The sequence below is a fragment of the Actinokineospora iranica genome, assembly GCF_900101685.1.
In the GTDB taxonomy this organism is placed as follows: Bacteria; Actinomycetota; Actinomycetes; order Mycobacteriales; family Pseudonocardiaceae; genus Actinokineospora; species Actinokineospora iranica.
The window spans coordinates 199,660-221,725 of the sequence record NZ_FMZZ01000010.1; the positions used below are offsets into that span (position 1 = coordinate 199,660).

Annotated in this window: 19 protein-coding genes; 9 read left to right on the forward strand and 10 right to left on the reverse strand. The window is 71.1% G+C overall.

The features are described from left to right. Window positions 1-20: 20 nt before the first annotated feature. From BLS56_RS20720 to BLS56_RS20730, 3 genes are all read right to left on the reverse strand, one after another. Window positions 21-356 (reverse strand): ArsR/SmtB family transcription factor, encoded by a 336-nt coding sequence (locus BLS56_RS20720; RefSeq protein WP_091453512.1) that lies wholly within the window; start codon window positions 354-356, stop codon window positions 21-23. Next, window positions 346-780, reverse strand: coding sequence for an SRPBCC domain-containing protein (locus BLS56_RS20725; protein ID WP_091453514.1), 435 nt, complete (start codon window positions 778-780; stop codon window positions 346-348). Before BLS56_RS20725 ends, BLS56_RS20720 begins: the two co-directional genes overlap by 11 nt. A gap of 541 nt (window positions 781-1,321) precedes the next feature. After that, window positions 1,322-2,233 (reverse strand): hypothetical protein, encoded by a 912-nt coding sequence (locus BLS56_RS20730; RefSeq protein WP_139190864.1) that lies wholly within the window; start codon window positions 2,231-2,233, stop codon window positions 1,322-1,324. Between the two features lie 299 nt (window positions 2,234-2,532). Between BLS56_RS20730 and BLS56_RS20735 the strand changes: the two genes are divergently transcribed. Further along, on the forward strand, window positions 2,533-3,009 hold the full coding sequence (locus BLS56_RS20735; protein WP_091453520.1) for a helix-turn-helix domain-containing protein: 477 nt from the start codon (window positions 2,533-2,535) through the stop codon (window positions 3,007-3,009). On the opposite strand, the gene BLS56_RS20740 is transcribed toward BLS56_RS20735, so the two are convergent. Both BLS56_RS20740 and BLS56_RS20745 read right to left on the reverse strand, forming a co-directional pair. Further along, on the reverse strand, window positions 2,992-5,301 hold the full coding sequence (locus BLS56_RS20740) for an ATP-binding protein (protein WP_091453523.1): 2,310 nt from the start codon (window positions 5,299-5,301) through the stop codon (window positions 2,992-2,994). The genes BLS56_RS20735 and BLS56_RS20740 overlap by 18 nt on opposite strands. 159 nt (window positions 5,302-5,460) lie before the next feature. After that, a complete protein-coding gene (locus BLS56_RS20745; RefSeq protein WP_139190866.1) occupies window positions 5,461-6,987 on the reverse strand; it encodes a hypothetical protein in 1,527 nt (508 codons plus the stop codon). A gap of 416 nt (window positions 6,988-7,403) precedes the next feature. Between BLS56_RS20745 and BLS56_RS20750 the strand changes: the two genes are divergently transcribed. From BLS56_RS20750 to BLS56_RS20760, 3 genes are all read left to right on the forward strand, one after another. After that, window positions 7,404-9,476: an NB-ARC domain-containing protein gene (locus BLS56_RS20750; RefSeq protein WP_091453528.1), complete on the forward strand. Its 2,073-nt coding sequence runs from the start codon at window positions 7,404-7,406 to the stop codon at window positions 9,474-9,476. A 95-nt stretch (window positions 9,477-9,571) separates the two neighbouring features. Continuing rightward, window positions 9,572-11,890, forward strand: coding sequence for an ATP-binding protein (locus tag BLS56_RS20755; RefSeq protein WP_091453531.1), 2,319 nt, complete (start codon window positions 9,572-9,574; stop codon window positions 11,888-11,890). Between the two features lie 129 nt (window positions 11,891-12,019). Next, entirely contained in the window at window positions 12,020-12,340 is a 321-nt protein-coding gene (locus BLS56_RS20760) for a hypothetical protein (RefSeq protein WP_091453534.1), read from the forward strand. Between the two features lie 81 nt (window positions 12,341-12,421). Here BLS56_RS20760 and BLS56_RS20765 read toward each other — a convergent pair whose 3' ends face one another. Beyond that, window positions 12,422-12,994, reverse strand: a complete 573-nt coding sequence (locus BLS56_RS20765) for a TetR/AcrR family transcriptional regulator (protein ID WP_091453536.1) — start codon at window positions 12,992-12,994, stop codon at window positions 12,422-12,424. Window positions 12,995-13,108: 114 nt separating this feature from the next. On the opposite strand from BLS56_RS20765, the gene BLS56_RS20770 reads away from it, so the two are divergent. After that, the gene (locus BLS56_RS20770; RefSeq protein ID WP_091453539.1) at window positions 13,109-13,951 is read left to right on the forward strand and encodes an alpha/beta fold hydrolase; all 843 of its coding nucleotides are present in this window, start codon (window positions 13,109-13,111) and stop codon (window positions 13,949-13,951) included. Window positions 13,952-14,053: 102 nt separating this feature from the next. Here the strand turns inward: BLS56_RS20770 and BLS56_RS20775 are convergent, their stop codons facing one another. Further along, complete coding sequence (locus BLS56_RS20775; protein ID WP_228771804.1) at window positions 14,054-15,208, reverse strand: epoxide hydrolase family protein; 1,155 nt, start codon at window positions 15,206-15,208, stop codon at window positions 14,054-14,056. A 353-nt stretch (window positions 15,209-15,561) separates the two neighbouring features. Between BLS56_RS20775 and BLS56_RS20780 the strand changes: the two genes are divergently transcribed. The 4 genes from BLS56_RS20780 (at window position 15,562) to BLS56_RS20795 (ending at window position 18,884) form a co-directional block, all read left to right on the forward strand. After that, window positions 15,562-16,026, forward strand: a complete 465-nt coding sequence (locus BLS56_RS20780) for a carboxymuconolactone decarboxylase family protein (protein WP_091453544.1) — start codon at window positions 15,562-15,564, stop codon at window positions 16,024-16,026. Between the two features lie 65 nt (window positions 16,027-16,091). Then, a complete protein-coding gene (locus tag BLS56_RS20785) occupies window positions 16,092-17,123 on the forward strand; it encodes a Gfo/Idh/MocA family protein (RefSeq protein WP_091453547.1) in 1,032 nt (343 codons plus the stop codon). Beyond that, window positions 17,120-17,914: a class I SAM-dependent methyltransferase gene (locus BLS56_RS20790; RefSeq protein ID WP_175482954.1), complete on the forward strand. Its 795-nt coding sequence runs from the start codon at window positions 17,120-17,122 to the stop codon at window positions 17,912-17,914. The genes BLS56_RS20785 and BLS56_RS20790 overlap by 4 nt, the downstream gene beginning before the upstream one ends. A 28-nt stretch (window positions 17,915-17,942) precedes the next feature. After that, a complete protein-coding gene (locus BLS56_RS20795; RefSeq protein WP_091453552.1) occupies window positions 17,943-18,884 on the forward strand; it encodes an inositol monophosphatase family protein in 942 nt (313 codons plus the stop codon). Here the strand turns inward: BLS56_RS20795 and BLS56_RS20800 are convergent. From BLS56_RS20800 to BLS56_RS20810, 3 genes are read right to left on the reverse strand one after another with little or no spacing between them, the layout of a single operon-like run. After that, window positions 18,857-19,687 carry an APH(3') family aminoglycoside O-phosphotransferase gene (locus BLS56_RS20800; protein WP_091453555.1) on the reverse strand — a complete coding sequence of 277 codons (831 nt, stop codon included), beginning with the start codon at window positions 19,685-19,687 and terminating at the stop codon, window positions 18,857-18,859. The two genes, BLS56_RS20795 and BLS56_RS20800, sit on opposite strands and share 28 nt — an antisense overlap. A gap of 10 nt (window positions 19,688-19,697) precedes the next feature. Continuing rightward, window positions 19,698-21,011, reverse strand: coding sequence for an aminotransferase class III-fold pyridoxal phosphate-dependent enzyme (locus BLS56_RS20805; protein WP_091453557.1), 1,314 nt, complete (start codon window positions 21,009-21,011; stop codon window positions 19,698-19,700). Window positions 21,012-21,022: 11 nt separating this feature from the next. Continuing rightward, on the reverse strand, window positions 21,023-22,057 hold the full coding sequence (locus tag BLS56_RS20810; protein WP_091453560.1) for a zinc-dependent alcohol dehydrogenase: 1,035 nt from the start codon (window positions 22,055-22,057) through the stop codon (window positions 21,023-21,025). Window positions 22,058-22,066 lie beyond the last annotated feature (9 nt).

Below are 22,066 nucleotides of genomic sequence, written 5' to 3' on the forward strand. Positions count from 1 at the left end.
CGAAGCTAGAGGGATGACGGTCAGTCGGATAGGTCAAGGTGGTTCTTCAACGCGTCGAGGGGGCCGTCCCAGTCGCGGGCCAGGGCGGCCAGGAACTGCTGTGCCACCCGCATGGGGGCCGAGCGCAGGCGGTACCGGACGCGGCGGCGTTCGCCGGGCTCGGCGGTCACCAAGCCCGCCTCGGACAGCAGGGCCAGGTGCTTGGCGATGGCCTGTCGGGAGATGGGCAGGTGGTCGGCCAGGTCCGTCGCCGTGGCTGGGCCCGTTGTGGCCAAGGCCGCCAGGATGGCGCGTCGGCTGGGGTCGGCCAAGGCGGTGAAGACCTGTTCGGCGACGGCCTCGGTGTCAGGCGGCATCGAGGTAGTCGACCAGTTGCTCGCCCACCTCGCTCGCCCACCCCTGGACGTGCGCGTCGTACTCCGTCCGGTGGGTGTCGTCCGGGAGTTGGGCGAAACCGGTCTCGACCACGGTCAGCCGGGTGCCCGCGTCGACCGGTTCGAGGGTGAACTCGACATATGTGCGCCGCGGGTCGTCCTCGGGCAGGCCTTGAACGGGCCAGGTGAACCCGAACACCGCGGGCTCCTCCACCCGTTCCACCCGCAGCGCGACCGTGGGTCCGTCGGTCCACCGCATCCAGGCCGCCCCGCCCGGGCGCAGGTCGATGCCCGCCTCGTTGCCGAACCAGGTCCCCAGGCCCTCGGCGGTGGTGATGGCCGACCACACCTTTTCCGGCGGGTGGGCGAGTTCGACGGTCCGTTCGATGCGATCGGGGAATCCCATGACAGCCTCCACTGAGTAGCAACTGGATGGTTGCCACAGTATGGCAACCATCTAGTTGCGTCAATGGCTGTCAGGACGGTGTGCGGGACACCTGCCGGCCCACGGTGATCATCACCTTCGCGGGCTCCGCGTCGACCTGCGCGGATGATCTCGCCCCCGGGTCCCGGCCACCCCCAGCACCAGCGACCCCTGGTCGGCGCTCACGGTGAGCACGGGAAGCCCCGCCTGATTCCTGATCAGAACCTGGGCCGTAGTGGAGAAGGGAGAAGCACTTCCTCCCACCACTCCACCCGGCAACGCCGCCCCGGACGGCGGAAGGCCATATCCGACTGCCCGAATGGCCACCGCAAGGATCATTGGCCATCGCCCGGAAAGCTGTTGGGATGGCCGATCTCTTACAGTCCATAGTGGACCGCGGCTAACTTGTCCCGTTTATCGCATGAGCGGCAGCGCTCTCTCCTGGCTGACCAATGGACACGCCAGTGTGCTCGGCCTGGTCACCAGGCCGAGCACACCGAAAATCGCTGCTTCTCGCGCGGTTTTAAACGCCTGGGACGCTGTAGTCCTGGCGGGCGCGGTGGTAGCCGGAGGGCGGGTTGGTGCAGGCGGCGAACAGGCCGATCTGGTGGGACTTGGCATCGCCGTTGCGGAGGGCGGTCAGCCAGACCGACTGGTCGTTGGCGCCGACCGTGCCGGGGGCGGTTTCCTGGATGGCGGTCTTGAAGTCCTGGCTGCCTTCGCCGACTACCGCCGCGCCGCCGCCGAGGGCGACCTTGCCGGACGGGCACCGCACGATGTCGCGGAGGAAGCCGCCTGCGGGGACGGTGAGGTCGCGGCGGACGAGTTCGTAGCCCGCGGGGGGATCGGCGCAGACAACGGTGAACCCGACGGTGTGGGATGCGTTGTCGTCGTTGCGGATCGACACTCCCCAGAGGGAGTAGGCGCCGCCGCCGACTGTGCCGGGGGTGGTTTCCTGGATGGTGGTTTTGAAGTCGCGGGTGCCTTCGCCGACGACCGCGGCGCCGCCGCCGAGGGCGACCTTGCCGGACGGGCAGATCACCGTCGTGCGCTCGGCGGAACCGGCGGGAATGGCGATCGTCTTGGACACTTTCTGGTAGCCCGCCAGTTTGTCGGCGCAGGTGGCGAAGACGCCGACGGTGTGCGCGGCGCTGTCGTTGTTGCGCACCGACGCCAGCCACAAAGTCCGCGCGCCGCCGCCGATCGTGCCGGGGGAGCTTTCCTGGATGGTGGTTTTGAAGTCGCGGGTGCCCTCCCCGACGACCGCTGCGCCGCCGCCGTAGGGGGACTTGCCTTCCGGGCACAGGACCGTGTTCCGCAGGAACCCTTGCACCGCGGTGGGTTCCGGGATGCCCATCGCCGTCCCGGCGTCGAAGTCGACGCGGTCCGGCGCGGCGTGCGCCGGGGCGCAGAGCAGCAGCATCGCCGCACTCATCGACGCCAGGATCGCGGTTCTGCCGACATGACGGCGTGGCGCACGGTGGCACTTCATCTTCGGTCCCTTCTCGAACTCTCGATCACCCACGAAGGCGCGGAACAGGAGATCCGCAGCGATGAGCAAACCAAGGGAAAGCACGCCGGGGGAACGGGATTCGGCCGAGTCCACTCCGCCGGGACGGCATCGGCCCCGATCCAGCGCCGAGCCTCACGCAACGTAGGCGCGGCACGGGCGGTGTTTGCCGCGGCCAAAGGGAAGCCGTACCGTTGCGGTTCAAGTCGACTTGAGGTCAGGCGATGGCGGAACTGGACATCACCGAGGTGGCGCTGCGCTCCGGCGCGCCCGCCTCCACCCTGCGGTACTACGAGGACAAGGGCCTGATCGCCTCGACCGGCAGGCGGGGCCTCAAGCGCGTGTTCGACGCGAGCGTGCTGGAGCGGCTGGCGCTGATCGCGCTCGGCCGCGCCGCTGGCTTCTCCCTTGACGAGATCGCCCTCATGTTCGCCCCGGACGGGCGACCGCGCATCGACCGAGGAGTGCTCGCGGCCAAGGCGGACGAACTCGACGCCACGATCGCCAAGCTGACCGCCGTGCGCGACGGCCTGCGGCACGCCGCGGCGTGCCCCGCGCCGAGCCACCTGGAATGCCCGACGTTCCGCCGAATCCTGAGCGCGGCCGCGTCCGGCGCCGAACGAAAAGCGCCCGCGAAAGAACTGACGCGCCGTGTCAACAGACCCGGCGGGCACAAGCCGGAGTCACCTGGGGCCGACTGATTCGCGCGCGACCCACGCGGCGATCTGGGTGCGGGTGGTGAACCCCAGCTTGGTGAGGATGTGCTCGACGTGCGACTCGGCGGTGCGCCGGGCGATGGTGAGCCTGCCCGCGATCTCCCGGTTGGTCAGGCCCTCTGCGACCAGTTGGGCGATCTCGAACTCGCGCTTGGTCAGCGGGCCGAGCCGCTCGGAGTCGACCGCTGCCTCGGCGGTGTCCTCCTCCAGCGCGTAGTGCATCGCGAGGTCGCTGGGCAGCGCCCGCCCCTCGGCGAAAGACTTCTGGAACGCGGGCTCGCCCAGCGCCTGCCGGTTCAGCTTCAGGTACTCGTCGTGCGGCCGCTTGAACTCCGAGGACATGCTCGGCGAGCTGCCGATCATCGTCCAGATCGCGCTCGCGGCGCCGAAGAGCATCGCGGCGCGCGCGTGCCTGCCCTGCCGCTGCGCGACCCAGGCGAGCAGGTCGGTGCTGAACGCCTCGCCGAGGCGGTTGCCGAACGTCCGTTCCAGCCGCAGCGCCTCCTTGCCCGCCCGGTCCGCCGCATCGACGTCGCCGTCGCTGATCTCGATCTGGGCCAAGGCCCACAGCGCCCAGGCCCGCCAGAACGTCTCCCCGGTCGCCGAGCTGGTGTCGACGGCTTCCCGGAGCATCGCCCGTCCCGCGCCCGGGTCGCCGCCGACGCCGAGGGTGTAGCCGTAGATGAACAGGGTGAACAGCTCGCCGCGCAGCTCACCGTGCGCGCGGAAGGCGGACAGCACCTCGGCGAACGTCTCGGCCGCCTTGGCCAGATCGCCGCTGAACAGCGCGGCCATGCCCCAGGCGTGCGCCAGGTACGCCTCCTGGACCGGGTCGGCGCTGGCCGCGAGCAGCTCGCCCGCCTCAGCCAACCTGCTCACCCCGACCTGGACGTCGTCCTGCAGCAGCGCGAACCAGCCCGACATGCGCAGCGCCGCCGCGCGTTCTGGCGCGTCGGGCGCCGCCGCGGCCAGCGCCCGGTCCAGCCACAGCCGCGCCTCGGTGTGGAAGCCGCGGATGCCCCAGTAGTCGTCCAGGCGGGTGGCCATCCGCAGCCCGATCACCGCGTCGGCGGGGTCGGTGACGCAGAAGTCGAGTGCCACGCGCAGGTTCGCGTGGTCCTGGCGCAACCGGTCCACCCAGTCCACCTGCCGCGCGCTGAGCCACTCGGCCTCGAACCGCTCGATGAGACCGGCGTACCAGTCGCGGTGCAGCCGCGACACCCGGAGCCTCTCGCCGCCGCGGTCGAGGCGGTCCTGGGCGTATTCCCGCAGGGTTTCCAGCATCCGGAAGCGCGCGATCCCTTGGTGCTCTTCGCGGATCAGCACGGATTTGTCCAGCAGCCCGTCGATCAGGTCGAGCACCTGCGCCCGCTCGACTCCCGACCCGCCGCAGACGTGCTCCGCCGCGGCCAGGTCGAAGCTCCCGGAGAACACCGAAGCCCGCTCCCACACCAGTTGCTCGCCGCGCGAGCACAGCGAGTAGCTCCAGTCGATCGTGGCGCGCAGCGTCTGCTGGCGCTCGGGCGCGGTGCGCGAGCCCATGGTCAGCAGCGAGAGCCGCCGCGACAGCCGCTCGGCTATCTGGCGCACCGACATCGACCGGCACCGCACGGCGGCCAGCTCGATGGCCAGTGGCAGCCCTTCCAGCCGCGCGCACAGCTGGGCCAGGTCGGCGCAGTTCTCCTCGGTGATCTCGAACGAGGGCAGCACCGCGGTCGCCCGGTCCACGAACAGCCGGACCGACTCGTAGTTCGCCAACTCGGCGGGCGAGCCCACCTCGCGCGGCACCGCGAGCGGCGGCACCCACAGCAGGTGCTCCCCGTCGACGCTGAGGGACTGCCTACTGGTCGCCACGATCACCAGCCGCGGACACGACGCGATCAGCCTGCCCGCCAGGTGCGCGCAGGCGACCACCAGGTGCTCGCAGTTGTCCAGCACCAGCAGCATGGCGCGCTCGCGCAGGTGCTCGGCGACGGTGTCCGCGGCCGCCCGCGCCGACTGGTCCCGCAGCCCGAGCTTGTCGGCGACGAGGTTCGCCAGCAGTTCGGGGTCGCGCAACTCGGCCAACTCGATGAAGGCCACCCCGTCCGGGAACTGCCGCCCCACCGCAGCCGCGATCCGGTGCGCCAGCCGGGTCTTGCCCACCCCGCCCGGCCCGGTAAGCGTGACCAGCCTGCCGGTCTCCAGCAGCTTCCTGGCCTCGGCGATCTCATGCCGCCGACCGATATAGCTGGTGACCTCGGCAGGCCTGCCCGCCGGGTCTCCCTCGACAACCATCGCTGTACTCAAATCCACCGCGTCCCGTCGACTCGATGAGGGTCACCCAGTGTAACCCCGGTCACAGATCAAGCAGGCAACGGGTGACGCTCGACCTCCGGCGGGCCTCCCACCCGTCGAACGAGCCCGAGACCCGCACGGGCCGGTGGGCGGTTCCGGTCACGCCATCGGGTCGGCGTCGGTCGTCACGACCCCGGTGACCGTTCCGGCGCGCACGTGGATGGTGGTCGGCCGCTCTGGCAGGGGGATGGTCGACCACCAGTGCAGTGCCGCGGCCGTGGCGGAGACGGGCGCGGTGGTTCGCGCGACGCTTGTGCCGTTGTCGACGGCGACCGCGACCCGGGTCTCATCGATGGACACGAGCGCGACGCGGGCGCCGGGGAAGGTCTCGCGGAGGTTCCTGGCGCGGGCGGCCGCGGTGTCGGCGCGGGCATGGGGGTGCTCGGCGTAAATCGCTCCCGCGCGTTCGAGGAGAGCGAGGTCGGCGCAGTGCTCGGCGGCGGTGAGGAACGAGCCGTCGGCCCGCCATCGGGCGGTGGTGCGCTCGAGGGTGATCTCCGCGCTGTCGCCATGCCTGCGCGCCGCGATCACCTTGATCTGGAAGTGCGGGGGTGCGGGCACCTCGGTGTCGGGGACCGGCACCGCCGGTGGGACAGGGGCGTCCGAGTCGTCCGGCAGGCCCAGCAGGCTGTAGAGGTGTCCGATGAGGACGTCCAGGGTGGGTGGCCGGTGCGGTGTGGCGTCGGGGGCGCGCAGCGCCCGGGCGATCTCCGTCCGGTCGGCGTCGGTGAGCCGGGGCAGGCGGGCGATGAGGTCGGCCATGGGGGAGTGGGCGACGACCTCGTCGGCGCCGTCCGCGGCGATGAGGGTCGGCAGGCCCAGGGCTGCGGCGTAGAAGGTCAGCGACCCGTGGTCGGAGACGACCAGGTCCGCGGCGAGCAGGGCGGGGCGCCAGTCCCTGGTCGGGGGGACGACGACGAGGCCCGCGGTGACCGCCGGCCGGAGCCACGCGTTCACCTGGAGCGGGCCGTGGAGTTCCCAGATGTTGGGGTGCAGGGTGAGGACCACCCGGTACTCGTCGGCGGGCAGGTGGGTGACGAGTCGTTCGGCGAAGTCGGGGCGGTGCCCGTACAGGGAGTTCGGGCCCCAGGTCGAGCAGAGCAGGACCAGGTGGCGGCCGTCGGCCTGGTAGGCGCGACGGTGGAGTTCCCGGTGCGGCCGGGACGCGCGGAGGCGGTCCAGACAGGGGTCGCCCGCCACCAGTGCGTGGGCGGGCAGGCGCGGGTCCACCGAGCGCATCACGTCGAGTTGGTCGGCGTCGGCGACGACGATCGTGGTCGGCAGCACATGGTCGTTTTGGATCAACGCGGTCTTGCTCAGCCCGGATGGCCACTGCCGGTCGTGCGGCGAGTGGCGGTGGTACCCGGCGCCGTGGGGGAGGAGCACGATCGGCCCGCGCAGCCGCGCGAAGTCGCTGTTCTCACTGGCCGCGACGATCAGGTCGAACCGGCGCTGGTCCACGTTCTCCCAGCTCAGCAGGAGCGCGCCCGCGTCGCTCAGCCGCTTGCTCAACCCGCCGGAGAAGCGGGACCCTGGGGCGATGGTGAACCACACCTCCAGCCTGCGGTCGCGCAGAAGCAGCGGCGCGATGTCCTCCAACCGGTCCAGCGCCGCGGGCGAGCGCACCACGATCAGGACGTGCCGGAGCGGCTGAATGGTGTGCCACGGTTCCCGGTTCCCGGTTCCCGGTTCCCGGTTCCCGGTTCCCGGTTCCCGGTTCCCGGTTCCCGGTTCCCGGTTCCCGGTTCCCGGTTCCCGGTTCCCGACATTCTCGACTACCACGGCTGGCTTCGGTTCGGCAATCACACGCGCGGGTCACGCGGCCGCACGCTCGGTCGCCGGGGGTGCCGGTGCCGACCCTGGGCCGCCGGACCTCTGGCCGCCTGCGTGGCGCTGAGCGTGAGACTGGGTTCGGACATGCGGTTCCCTCGGCTGTCGGCGGTCGCGTGACACGGTAGCAACGAGGTCTCCCCGTGCCCGCGCAACGGCCCGATGTCCAGTACCGTGATCGTCACAGATGGCTACGGAGGGCTCGTGTGGGGATGAGCGCAGGGGACAGCCACAACGAACTCAGCGGCTCGGCCGCCCAGGTCGTGCAGGCGGGGTCGATCGGCTCGGTGACGTTCGTCGCGCCGCAGCCGCAGGCGCCCGCCGCGGTCCCGTTGCTGACGGACCTGGCGCCGAACCCGTTTGTCAACCGCGGCGAGCAGATTCGGGAAATGGACGAGCTGGTCCCGGTGTCAGCGGGTCTGGGGCGCCCGGTGGTGGTCGCGGTCAGGGGGATGCCGGGGGTCGGCAAGACCGGCCTGCTGCGGCATGTCGCGGCCAGGTTGGCGGACCGGTTCGACGACGGCGTCCTCTACGCGGCGTTCGGGCCGCACGGCGAGACGCCCAGCGAGGCGCTTGCCCGGTTCCTGGTCGTGCTCGGTGTCCCCGAGGGGCAGGTGCCGTCGAGCCTGGCCGGACGACGGGACCTCTATCGCTCGCTCACCGCCCGCTCCCGCCTGCTCGTGGTCCTTGACGATGTCACCGACGCGGCCCAGGTCGAGGTGCTGCTGCCCAACTCGGCCGCGGCCATGGTCCTCGTCGCGGGCAACATCGTGCTGGAAGAGCTGCACATCGACGGCGCCGTCCCGATCTCCCTGGACCCGCTCGCGGCGGCAGACGCGCTCGACCTGCTCAAGCGCCTCTGCGGGGCGGCCAGAGCCGACGCCGAGCCGGACGCGGCCATGGAGTTGGTCGGGCTGTGCGGCTACCTCCCACTGGCGATCCGAGTCGTCGGCGCGCGCCTGAACCTCCACCGGAACCGGTCGCTCGCCACCGAGGTCGAGAGACTGCGGGACACCGGCCAGGGCGACGTCCTCGCCCGTGTCGCCGGGGTGTTCGACGCGGTCTACGACGATCTCGCCGAGCCCGTCCGGCAGGTCTACCGGGCCTTGGGCGTGCTGGTCACCCGAGACTTCTCGGTGGAAGTCCTCGCCGCGGCGCTGGACGCGCCGGTGGCCCAGGTCCGCGCCCACGTCGACCAGCTCTGCGCGGCGAACCTGCTGGAGGAGCGCCCCGACGGGCACTATTCGATGCACCGCCTGGTCCGCGGGCACGCCTTGCGCCGCGGTGACGCCGAGAGCTCCCGGGCCGACCGGATCGCGATGCTGCGGCGCGCGGTCCGGTGGTGGTGCCTGGGCGCGGCGGCCGCCGACGTGGCCGCCACCGGGCGCAAGCGGCTGCGCGTGGCCGATCCCGACGTCTTCCTCGACGGCCAGGACCCGGCCATGGACGCGCGGACCGCCCTGGCGTGGTTCGACCGCGAGCACGCCAACATCGAGGCCGCCATGCGCGCCTGCGCCGAACAGGGCTGGCACGACCTGGCCTGGCGGCTGTTCGAGTCGGCTTTCGCCTATTACGAGGCCCGCAAGCCGTTGGCCGCCTGGATCGAGGCGGGCACGCTCGCCGTGGAGGCCGCCGTCCTCGACGGCGACACCGCGGCCGAGGTGCGGTGCCGGTGCCTGCTGGCCAAGGGTTTGCAGGAAACCGACCGCCACGACGACGCGGCCAAGCATCTCGCCCGCGCGCGGGAGCTGGCCCGCGACGACCGCCTGCGGGCATCCACCTACGACTTCAGCGGCAACCTCGCCTTGCGCACCGGCCGGTTCTCCGACGCCCTGGACTGGTTCACCAGCGCCCTGGAGATCAACCGCGCCCTCGGCCTGGCCCGCGGCACCGCGCTGCAGACCCTGTTCGTCGGCCGCGCCCTCACCCGGCTCGCCCGCCACGACGAGGCGGGCGCCACCCTGCGCACCGCGTTGCGGCTGGCCGAGGCGGCCGACGAGCCGGTGGTGCGCGCCAAGGCCCTGATCGCCCTGGCCGACCTAGGCGCAGGCGCGGGGGACCTGGCCGCCGCCGAGGCCGCCCTCGCCGACGCCGCGGATCTCGCCACCGCTTTGGACAACACCGCGCTGCTCGCCGAGGTCGCGGTGCTGCGCGCCCGAGCCGCCCACCGAGGCGGCGACACCGCCGCGGCGGCGCGGCACCGGGCCGAGGCCATCGCCGCCTTCGAGCGCATGGGAAGCCCCCGCGCGGCCCGCCTGCTGGTCGACGGCGCCCTCGGCGAGTAAGCGCGGCACCGCCGGGTGATGTTCCGCATAATGAGCCGTGACCAGGCGGTTCCCGGAAGCTAAGCGGGTATGAGACACACGAGGTAGCCTGTCTAGTGGCCCGCAACAGCATGGTGGAGCCGTTGACCGAGGTGACCAGCTACGTCGGTAGAGAAGGTGAGCTGGCCGAGGCCAAGCGCCTGCTGGCCGCGAACCGGCTCGTGACGCTCACCGGCGTCGGCGGCGTCGGCAAGACCCGGCTGGCGCTGCGCATAGCCGACGCGCTGCGTGGTGATTTCCCCGACGGCGTGGCCTTGGTCGAACTCGCCGAACTGCGTGACCCGGAACTGCTGGCGATCACCGTGGCCCACCAGCTCGGCCTGTCCGACCAGTCCGAACGCCCCGCGGTCGATGTGCTCTTGGACTACCTGCGCGCACGCAGGTGCCTGGTGGTGCTGGACAACTGCGAGCACTTGGTCGACGTGTGCGCGCGGCTGGTGGACACCCTTGTCCCGGCGTGTCCGCACCTGACGGTCCTCGCCACGAGCAGGCAGTCGCTGGGCGTCCCCGGCGAGCAGCTGCTCGCGGTGCGGCCGCTGTCCATGCCCGAGGAGGACGGGCAGACCTCGGTCGCCGACCTGCTGCGGTACGAGTCGGTCCGGCTGTTCGTGGATCGGGCGCGCGCGGTGGCGCCGTCCTTCCAGCTCACCGAGGAGAACAGCGAGGACGTCGCGCGGCTGTGCGCCCGGCTGGAGGGCCTGCCGCTGGCCATCGAGCTGACCGCGGTCCGGCTGCGGGCGCTGGGCCTGCGGCAGATCGTCGAGCGGCTGACCAACCGGCTGGACATGCTGACCGGGGGCAACCGACTGGCCCCGCAGCGGCAGCAGACGCTGCGCGCGATGATCGACTGGAGCTATGAGCTGTGCTCCGCGCAGGAGCGGGCCGTGCTGGCGCGCGCCTCGGTGTTCTCCGGCGCGTTCAGCCTGGAGGCGGTCACCGAGGTCTGCGGCGGCGCCGGGGTGGACCCGGTCGACGTGCTCGACATCGTGCACGCGCTGGTGGACAAGTCCCTGCTGCTCACCGAGGAGCACGCCGAGGCGATCGAGTACCGGATGCTGGAGACCGTGCGCGAGTACGGCCATGACCAGCTCGTCCACGCGGGCGACGTGGAGCGGGTGCGCCGCCTGCACCGCGACTGGTTCGCCGACCTCACCGCCCGCTACGAGAGCGGCTGGATGGGCGGGGACCAGGTCGCCTGGGTGGAGCGAATCCAGCGCGACCACCCCAACATCCGGGTCGCGCTCGGGTTCTGCGCCACCGAGCCGGGCGAGGCCGTGGCCGGGCTGCGCATGGCGAACCAGCTCGACGTCTACTGGACCGTCCGGGGGTTCCTCAGCGAGGCCAGGATCTGGCTGGGCAGGCTGGGGGCGCTCGCGCCGTCCGGCTCGCCTGAGCGGGTCCTCGCCCAGCGGCTGATCGCGTGGTGCGCGCTGCTGCAGGGCGACATCGACTCCGGCGTCGCCGCGCTGGAGGTGGGGCGCGAGCTCGCGGAGCAGATCTCCGATCCCGTCTCGACCGCGTACGTTGACGTCGGGTGGGCCCTGGCGAACCTGTTCACGCACCGCGAAACGCTGGGCAGAGAGCAGCTCGCCCGCGCGTTCGCCGTGTTCCGCGCCCATCGGGTGCCGCACGGCGAGGGGTACGCGGGGTTCCTGCACGGTCTGGCCGCGGCGGTCGACGGCGACGTGGACGAGGGCAGGCGGCTGGTCCGGGAACGCGTCGAGGCGGGGGAGGCCGCCGGGGAGATCTTCTGGCGGTCGTGGGGGCTGTGGGCGCTGGGGATGATCGAACTGTTCTACGGCGACCCCATGGCGGCCAGGGAAGCGGGACTGGCGGCGTTCGGGCTGCACCAGGAGCTGGGCAACCGGGCGGCGGAGCCGTTCGCGGTCCACCTGCTCGGCGGCGTCGAGGTGCGGCTGGGGCACCTGGAGCGGTCGGCCACGTTGTTCGGCATCGCCGCCGAGCTGTGGCGCAGCGTGGGCGCCTCACCGTGGCGGTTCGGCGTCTTCACCGAGAAGTTCGCCGAGTTCGGCGCGCGGTCCTACGAAGGGCTCGGCGAGCAGGAGTACAAGAAGAACTACCGGCTGGGCATCGAGATGCCCCGGGACCAGGCGGTGCGCTACGTGCTCGGCGAGCCGTCCGGGGGCGCGGCCCCGGAGCAGGAGCCGGACAACCCGCTGTCGCGGCGGGAGAGCGAGATCGCCGACCTGCTCGCCGCTGGACTGACCAACCGCGAGATCGCGGCCCGCCTGGTCATCACCCGGCGAACCGTGGAGACCCACGTCGATCACATCCTCACCAAGCTCGGCTTCCACAACCGCGCCCAGGTCGCGGTGTGGATAGCGACCAGACGCAGGCAGGCGGAAGGAAATTGACCGCCCGCGGTGACCACGCCGCGACTGGTCCGATCTCGTTCAGGTGAAACTCGCGATCGGCGCCCACCGCTCGCAAGTCGAACGTCTATAAGTGGTAGTGACGAGTAGTTCATTCGCAGGGGGTTCAAAATGAAGATCGTCGTCAGTCCGGTCAAGACAGCCATAATGGCGCTAGTGGTCGGTGGCGTCTCACTTGCGGCCGCGCCCACCGCCACCGCCACCGAAAACGGCGTCACCGGGACCGCTCCCGCCTGTGTCAGTCGCAACGTCTACGCCACGCCGAACGGGTTCGATGTCTTTCTCCAGAACAACTGCGGCGGGACCATGTCCGTGAAAGTCATCGTCAACAACGGCGGGGACAGCCCCTGTTATGTCATGGGCGCGGGCACGAGCAAGACTTTCATCTATGAGGGCGTCTTCGGCACCTACGACAAGACGGTCACCTGCTGACCGCGGCGATAACGGAAATGGCGCCTGCCCAGCCGCGAACGCGCCTGCCGCAAGAAAGAAACGCACCACACTCGACCAGTTCTAGGCGGCGTCGGGACGCGGCAGGGCAGTGTCGATGAGCACCTCAGCGGCCTGACGGGCCTGGCGGGCGGCGTCGGTCGTGCCGGAGATGGCCGCGGTGGTCTGCGCTCCTTCGGCGAGGATCGCCAGCTGCGGGGCCAGGCCCGCGGGCGCTCCGGCCGCGCGAGCCAACTCGGCGACGCGCGCTTGGAAGTCGGCCTTGTGGGCGCGGACGATCTCGGCGACCCGGGGCATGACGGAGCCGAGCTCGCCGAATGAGTTGATGAACATGCAGCCGCGGAAGTCGTCGTGGCTGAACCAGCGAGCCAGCATGTCGTACACCGCGAGCAGTCGGTCGCGTGGTGTGTCCGCCGCGTCGATGGCGGCGGCGAGCCAGGCGTCCCAGGTCTCGTGCTGGCGCAGCAACGCCTGCTCCACCACGGAATCCTTCGACGGGAAGAGCCGGTACAGCCGTTTGAGGGAGACGCCGGACTCGGCGCGCAGGTCGACCATGCCGACGTTCTGGATGCCGCGCCGGTAGTAGAGCCTGGCCGCGGCGTCGAGCACCCGCTCCCGTGCGGTCCGGTCGTCCATCGCTCCTCCTTGTGGCGCTGGTCACGGCGGCGCCCGGGAATGCCGCGCTGAGAACGCCTGTTCTCCACCATACCGGAGAACGAACGTTCTCCCAGCGAGGAGAGGCGCGAGACGATGCCATTCATCACCGTCGGGACCGAGAACAGCACCACCGTCGATCTCTACTACGAGGACCACGGCGAGGGTCAGCCGGTCGTCCTCATCCACGGCTACCCCCTCGACGGGCACTCGTGGGAGAAGCAGAGCTCAGCGCTGCTGGCGGCGGGCTACCGGGTCGTCACCTACGACCGCCGCGGCTTCGGCCGGTCCAGCCAGCCCACCACCGGCTACGACTACGACACCTTCGCCGCGGACCTGAAGGTCGTCCTCGACACGCTCGACCTCCGCGACGCCGTGCTCGTCGGGTTCTCCATGGGCACCGGGGAGGTCGGCCGCTACCTCGGCTCCCACGGCTCCGAGCGGGTGGCCAAGGCGGCTTTCCTGGCTTCGCTGGAACCGTTCCTGCTCAAGACCGACGACAACCCGACCGGTGTGCCCGGTGAGGTGTTCGACGGCATCCTGGCGGCGGTCAAGGCCGACCGGTACGCCTATTTCACCGAGTTCTACAAGGGCTTCTTCAACACCGACGACACACTCGGCACCCGCCTGTCCGAAGAGGCCCTGCGCAACGCCTGGAACGTCGCCGCGGGCGCGTCCTGGTTCGCCTCCAGCGCGGTCGTGCCCACCTGGCTGACCGACTTCCGCGCGGACATCGCCAAGATCGCTGAAACCGGTGTGCCCACCCTGATCCTGCACGGCACGGCGGACAACATCCTCCCGATCGACGCCACCGCCCGCGAGTTCCGCAAGCTCCTCCCCGAAGCCGACTACGTCGAGATCGAAAACGCCCCGCACGGTCTGCTGTGGACACACGGGGCCGAGGTGAACGAAGCCCTGCTTTCCTTCCTGGCCAAGTAATTCCCACGCCGTCTCGCCTGCCGGAGAAGTCCGGCAGGCGAGACGGCGAACCGGCCGCCGTGTCTGATCAGGTGACTGCGAAACCCGCGGCGGCCTGCTGGGTCAGTGTGTCAAGAGGTCGCCGAAGAAGGTGGCGATGTCGCGGGCCAGCAAATCGGGTTCCTCGGCGGCGGCGAAGTGGCCGCCGGTGGGGGAGACCGTCCAGCGTCGGAGGTTGTAGAGGCGTTCGCCCCAGGAGCGGGGGACGGTGCCGTTGTGGGCGAACTCGTTGTCGAACAGTCCGACGGCGGTCGGCACGCGTACCCGGTCGGTCGGGGTGAGGGTGTCGTACACGCTTGCGTTGTCGTGGTAGTCGCGCAGGGTTTCGGTGATGGAGCCGCTGACCCAGAACAGTGTCACCGTGGTCAGCAGGAAGTCTCGGGAGAACCGGGACGCCAGGTCGCCCCGGCAGTCCGACCAGGCCCGCCACTTCTCCAGCACCCAGGCCGCCAGGCCGGTGGGGGAGTCGTTGAGCGCGTAGCCCAGGGTCTGCGGCCTGGTCGACTGCACCAGGTTGTAGCCGCCCTCGCGCTCGGCGAAATCCTCCTCGTGCTCGACGAAGGAGCGTTCGGCGTCGGTCAGCGGCGGGGAGCCGGGGCCGAGGTAGGGGTCAAGCTCGAAGTTGCTCAGGTGCAGCCCGATGAGCGCGTCCGGCTGGTCGAGGCCGAGGAAGGTGGACACGCCGGAGCCGAAGTCGCCGCCGTGCGCGCCGTAGCGCCGGTAGCCGAGCCCGCGCATCAGCCGGTGCCAGAGCCCCGCGGTGTCGCGCATGGTGATCGGGCGCGCGGGCCGGGTGGAGAACGCGTAGCCGGGCAGCGACGGGATCACCACGTCGAACGCCGGGCCGTCGATGCCGTGCGCGGCCGGGTCGGTCAGCCGCGGCACGAGCGGCAGCAGTTCGGCGAAGGTGCTCGGCCAGCCGTGCGTGAGCACGAGCGGCACGCCGTCGCCGCGCGCGGCCCGCGCGTGCACGAAGTGGATGTCCACGTCGTCGAGCCTGGCCCGGAAGTGCTGGTGCCGGTTGAGTTCGTCCTCTTGTGCCCGCCACGGGAATCCGTCCGCCCAGTAGTCCGCGATCGCGCGCAGATACGCCAGATCCGTGCCCTGCGACCACGGCGCGCCGGGGGCCGGGGATGGCCACCGGGTGTTGCGCACGCGGGCCCGCAGGTCGGCCAGCACCGCGTCGTCCACCGCGACGGCATAGGGTTCCACGATCACGTGCCAGAGGCTCCCACAGGCGCCCCGGCTGGTCCAGACGCCGACTCGAAGCGAAGCGGCCCGGGTCGCGCCCATTAAAGGACAACCTTGACAAAGCGCCATGGCCCGCCCGGTCCATTCCCCGCTACCCCGGTGGATGGCACCTCGGCACCGTTCGGTCGAAAACGGTTCCCGGTGTGCCGGTTTTCCCGAATCCGGTTGGCTTTTCTGGTATGGGAACACCTGAGAAAAAGTATGCGAAAGTGGTTCTCGACACGCGTTCGGTGAGCTTAGAATGCGTTCCCGTGCCCGCCGGAACACGGGCGGGCAAGCACGCACGCGACACCGTGCACCACGGATAGGAGAACCACCCCATGGCAGAGGCTGGCCCCGGGACCAGAAAGTTCCGTTTGGCGGTCGACAAGCTCACGCCCCACCTGATGGAGGCATTCGAGCAGCTTGACGAGTTGTCGGAGAAGGTGAGCCTGCCGCTGCCGCTGTTGGAACTGGTGCGCCTGCGCGTGTCGCAGATCAACGGGTGCGCCTACTGCGTCGATTCGCACAACACCGACGCCCGCGAAGCCGAGATCCCCGAGCGGCACATCGCCGCGCTGCCGGTGTGGCGGGCAGCGCCGTTCTTCTCCGAGCGCGAGCGCGCGGCCCTGGAACTGGCCGAGGCGCTGACCAACATGAACAACGCGCCGGTCACCGACGAGCAGTGGCGCTCGGCCGCCGAGCACTTCAGCAAGGTCGAGTTGGCCGAGCTGACCTGGACCGTCTCGGTCATCACGGTGTGGAACCAGATCGCGGGCGGCGCCCGCCCCTGGCTGATCTCCTAGCGCCGAAACGGCGCGAAACGACATGGACCACCAGGTATGACCGGGCGAACGGGCAGGACGTGCGGATGCGGATTGGACTCTTAGGCGCGGGCCGGATCGGCCTGGTGCACGCGGCGACCCTGGCCGCGGACCCCAGGGTGGCCGACCTGGTGATCGCCGACCTCGACCCCGGCAGCGCGGGCAGGGCGGCGGCGCTGCTCGGCGCCCGGACCGCGGAGTCGGTGGCAGGGCTGCTGGCGTCGGCTCCGGACGCGGTGGTGGTCGCGACCCCGACCGACACCCACGCCGACCTCATCACCGAATGCTGCGACCGGGGGATTCCGCTGTTCTGCGAGAAGCCCTGCTTCACCGACGCGGAGACCGCCCAGCGCGTGGTCGACCACGTCGCGGCCTCGGGAGTGGCGGTGCACGTGGGCTTCCAGCGCCGGTTCGACCCGGGCTACCGCGGCGCGCACGACGCGGTGCGCTCCGGCGCGCTCGGCCAGGTCCGCAGGCTGCACCTGGTCACCGCCGACCCGGCGCCGCCGCCCGCGGCGTACGTGGCGGTGTCCGGCGGCATCCACCGGGACTGCCAGATCCACGACTTCGACGCGCTGCGCTGGGTCAGCGGCCGCGAGGTGGTCGAGGTGTTCGCCACCGGCGCGAACCGCGGCGCGGACTACTTCGGGGCGGCGGGCGACGTGGACGAGTCGGCCGCGCTGCTCACCCTGGACGACGGCTCGATCGTCACCATGCAGGCCTCGCGGTACAACGGCGCGGGCTACGACGTGCGGATGGAGGTCGCGGGCAGCAAGTCCACCATCTCCGTCGGCCTGGACACCCGGGTGCCGCTGCGCTCGGTCGAGCCGGATTCCCCGGTGCTGGCCGAAACGGCCTGGTCAGGGTTCCTGGAGCGGTTCACGGTGGCCTACCGGGCCGAGATCTCGGCGTTCCTGACCATGGTCGCCACGGGTGCGCGGAGCCCGTGCACGGTCGAGGACGCCATGCGGGCGCTGCTGGTCGCCGACGCGGTGGCCGCGTCGCGCCGGGAGCGGCGGCCAGTGCTGGTCGACGAGGTCAGCCGCGGCGCGCGGCCGGTCGAGATGGGGCTGGTGTGACCAATCCGCAGGGGCTCGCGCTTTCCGAGGACGCGGTCTTCGCCGACTTCGCCGCCCGGGTGAAGCTTGCAGGCGCGGTGGTGGCCGAGATCGGCGGCTCGGTGCCGGTCGAGTTCGCCACCGGGCACGGCGTCGCCCAGTGGCACGCGGTGGACCCCAACCGCGACCCGTTCCGCACCGAGGCGGGCGACTACCAGGTCCTGCGCGCGCGGGCCGAGGAGATGCCGCTGGCCGACGCGTCCGTCGACGCGGTGTTTTCCAGCAACGCGTTCCAGTTCATCGATGTGAAAGCCACACTGGCGCAGGTTCGCCGCATTCTACGGCCAGGTGGTCTGCTTTATGCGCATTTCGGCCCCATTTGGAGTGGGGTGGACGGGCACCAGTTGGAATACGTCGAGCACGACGGCCGCGATCTGGTGTTCTGGCGCGACACGCTGCTTCCGCCATGGGCGCATCTGGCCTACACCCGCGACGAGTTGGCGCGAGTGCTGGCGACCGGATTGCCGCCGGATCTGGTGGAACTGCTGATCTGGCATGTGCATGACAGCGACACGGTCAACCGGCTGTTCTTCGAGGATTATATTGCGGCCGCTCTGGACAGCGGCCTGCGCTGGGTCGAGGTCACCGCGTCCACGCATGTGGACTACTCGATAGACCTGCCCGCGTTCGCCCCCGGATCGGTCCGCGACGTCGACGAGCGGGAACTCGCGGCGCTGTGGTCGGCCCGCAGGGGAAGACCCACCCAGGTCGGCTACCGCGACGTCCTGATGGTGTTGCGGCAGCCGGACTGAGCGGACCCAGACCGAGTAGAGGAGTCCAGTGGCAGGCAACGACCTTCGGGCCAAGGATCTCGCCGACGGTGAACTCGACCGCTACCTGAGCGCGGCCGTCCGCGCCGCGCACGAGGCGGGCCACCTGATCCGGGCCGCCTTCACCGACGACGCGGTGGCGGTGCGGTCCAAGTCCCCGGGCGACTACGTCACCGAGATCGATCTGGCCGCCGAGAAGGCCATCCGTGACCGGCTGTGCCGCGAGGTGGGAACCGCTGCCGCCTTCATCGGCGAGGAGTGCGGCGGCGCGGCCGGGGTCGTTGACGGGCTCTGCTGGGTCGTGGACCCCTTGGACGGCACCACGAACTTCGTGCGGGGCTTTCCCTCCGTCGGGGTCTCCATCGCCTTGGTCGCCGACGGGGAGCCGGTGGTGGCCGCCGTCCACGCGCCCATGTGGGGGGAGACCTTCACCGCGGTGCGGGGACACGGAGCCGCCCGCAACGGCACGCCCATCCGGGTGGCGGGCAGACCGGCGGCCCAAGCGGTCTGCGCGACCGGCTTCCCGTTCAAGATGCCGGATTCCTTCCCGCTGTACCTCGACGTCCTCACCCGGATCGTGCGCGCGGTGGAGGACATCCGCCGCCCCGCGGGCGCCAGCCTCGACCTGGCGTGGGTGGCCTGCGGCGTCTTCGACGCCTTCTTCGAGCTCGCGCTTGGCCCGTGGGATGTGGCCGCGGGCGCCCTGCTGGTCCGCGAGGCGGGCGGCGTGGTCACCGACTGGCACGGCGACCACAACCGCTGGCTGACCACCGGCCACGTCCTGGCGGCCTCCCCGAGGATTCACCCGACGCTGCTGGCCCACACCCGCACCGCGGACCTTCCCGGCTTCGTCACGAGCGCCTGCGCCCCCACCGCGGTCGACGTTCCCACGACGATCGGTGACGCGGTGGCCCTGGTGTCGGCTCAGATGAACTCGTCCATCAACCGGTAGTAGAAGTACCGCCGCTCATCCACAGTGGACACTCCGTACCGCTTGAGGAATCCGGTTGCTGGAACCCGCAGCTCTTCGGTGATATCCCGGACCGCGATGGCGAGGTCCAGCCACCGGTCGGCCCGCCCCAACCGCCCCGCGTCCAGAACGCCTGATACGGCAAGGGATCGGGGATCGACCAGGATGTTGTCGAGCCCCAGGTCCCCATGGCACACGACCACGTCCTCGCGTGGCGCCGGCAGGGAATCCAGCTCCGCCAACAGGTCCTGGCCGGACCACCCCGCGTGCCGCTCGTCGAGGTCGTCCAGGTCCACCGTCCCCAGTTCCACCGCGACCCGGCACCGGGGCAGCGTCACCGCGAGCGTCCGGTCGAACGGGCACTCGGCCGGGGGAATCGAGTGCAGCGCCGCGGTGAGGTCGGCCACCGCGTCCAGCACCCGGACCCGCTCGTCGGGACGCCAGGGGCCGCTGGCGGGCACCCCGGGAACGGCGGTGGTGACCAGCCACGAGAGGCCTTCCGCGGCTCCGACCTCCACCACCTCCGGGACCGGGAACCCGTACCCGGCCAGCCAGCTCAGCCGCTCGGCCTCGTTCTCCGGGTGGAGCCTGAGGTCGTCCCGGTCCACAGTGGACATCGTCTTCACGTAGTAGGTTCCCCGGCACTGCACCCGGTGGATGGCGGCGCCGTAGGAACGGGTGGCGACGCGGTGCCAGTCGCCGTCGAGGATGTGGCCGGTGGCCAGCGGGGCCTGCGACGTCACGGACGCCGCCGACCCCGCCGGACCGGTCTGCCGAGTGCTCATCCGCACGCGCTCACGCCTGCGTGCCTGCGGCGATCCGCCGCACCATCGTGTCGATCTTCGCCAGCACCTCCGCGCTGTCGACCGGGTTGCCGCCGAACGCCTCCGCGGCGAACTCCGCCTTGCGGTCGACGCTGAGCCCGCCCGGCTCGAAGTTCGTGGTGGCGGCGACCTTCCTGGCGCCCTTCTCGAACGCGGTCAGCGCGTGGTCGGTGTCGGAGTCGGTGAACGAGGTGGTGACCATGTGGGTGCCGCTGTCCTCGAAGTACGCGCCGTAGTCGAAGGCGGCCCGGTAGAGGTCCCAGGACAGCGCCTCGGACGGGACGACCACGTCGAACATCATCGGCGGCCCGCCGACGAAGGCCGGAATGCCCACCGCGTCGAGGATGTCGCGCATCCCGTTCATCAGCGTGGTGCCCTGTTTCCGCGCGTTCGCGAGCGCGCTGCCGTCGGCCAGGACGTCCAGCACGGCCAGCGCGGCGGCCATCGGCGGCACCTCGCGGGTGTAGGTGCCCGCGATCCCGGCCGCGTCGTAGCAGTCCATGACCTCCGCCTTGCCCAGGATGGCGGCGATCGCGTGCCCGTTGGCCAGGCCCTTGCTCATCGTGATGATGTCGGCGGGCACGCCGCCGGTCCCGTTGAGGCCGTGCTGGCCGTAGCGGAACGAGGTGATCACCTCGTCGATGATGAACAGCACGCCGTGCTTGGCGCACAGCGCGGAAAGCCGCTGGTAGTAGTCCGCGCCGAACCAGGCGGGCTCCGGGGTGACGATGACGCCCGCGATCCGGTCGGCGAACTCGGTGAGCAGCCGCTCCAGCGCGGTCTCGTTGTAGCCGAAGGTGACCGTGCGCGTCCCGGCGTCGTACCCCATGGTCAGGAAGCCGGTGTGCCAGTCGTGCCAGCCGTGGTAACCCGATGTGACGATCAGGTCCTTGCCGCTGGCGGCGCGGGCGAGCCGGATGGCGGTGGTGGTCGCCTCCGAGCCGGTTTTGGTGAACACCGCCTTCTCCCCCGCCGGGAACCACTCGCACAGCCGCTCGGCCAGTTCGATGCGCGGCAGGGACAGCGTGCTGGCGAACACCACGCCGTGCTCGGCGATGTATCTGTTGATGGCGCCGACCACGTGCGGGTTCCGGTTGCCCAGCAGCAGCGCGCCGCTGGCAGCGGTGACGTCGAGGCAGCGGTTTCCCTCCACATCGGTCATCCAGGAGCCGTCGGCTTCGGTGTAGACGGCCGGAAACCGGGTGCCGATGTCGTAGACCTCGGCGGCGGTCACCCGGCGCGCCCGCTTGATCAGTTCCTCGTTGCCCTGCGCGCCTGCGCTCATCGGAATCCCTTTCACTGGCTCGGTTCCTGGTTCACGGAAAAGATGTTGCGCAGCGGCGCGGAGTCCGCCGGGATGTCCAGCACCGCCCGGTAGTCCGCCAGCGGCAGCGCGTCGCTGAGCAGCGGTCCGAGCCGGACGGAGCCGTCGGCGACGACTTCCAGCGCCCGGTCGAGCCTGCCCACGCCGGACAGCGACCCGACCACGGTCAACTCGCGCAGCATGACCAGGCTCGGCTCGAACGGCGTCGAGTCCTCGCCGGAGTAGCCCACCAGGACGTACCGGCCGCCCTGCGCGGTGGCGACCAGTCCGGCCGGGAAGACCCCGGCGACGCCGGTCGCGTCGACCACGACCTCCCGCGGGTCGTCGTGCCACACGGTGAGGTCCGCGACCGCGCCGAGCCCGAGTTCGGCGGCGATCCCGCGTCGCTGTGCGGCGGGATCGGCCACGGTGACGGACGTCGCGCCGCCCGCGACAGCCAACTGCGCCACCAGCAGGCCGACCGTGCCCGCGCCGATCACGCCGACCGTGCGCCCGGTCACCTCGCCCGCGCGTTCGGCGGCGTGGATGGCCACGCACAGCGGTTCGAGCAGGCAGCCCTCCGCGCCGGACAGGCCCGCGGGCAGCGGCCGCAGGTTCTGCACCGGCAGGCAGAACGCCTCGGCGAACGCGCCGGGCAGCGTGAAGCCCACCTCGTCCAGGGTGGGGCACAGGTTCGCCGCGCCGCGCTCGCACCACCCGCAGGCGCCGCAGGACTTGAAGTTGTGGCCGACGACCGCTTGGCCGACGAGGTCGGGCCTGCTCGGCGCGGCCAGCACGACCCCGGCCCACTCGTGCCCGGGGATCACCGGGTACTCGGCGTCGTGCAGGGTTCCGCGCAGCAGCCGCAGATCCGTGCCGCACAGGGCGACATGGCTGACCGCGACCAGCGCCTCGTCGGGCTCCGGGCTGGGCCGGGGGACGCGTTCGAGACTGTGCTCGCCGGGGCCGGTCACGACGACCGCGAGCATCGTGCTCGCCTCGGCGACGGGATTTTCGGTATACATCATCACCTTTGC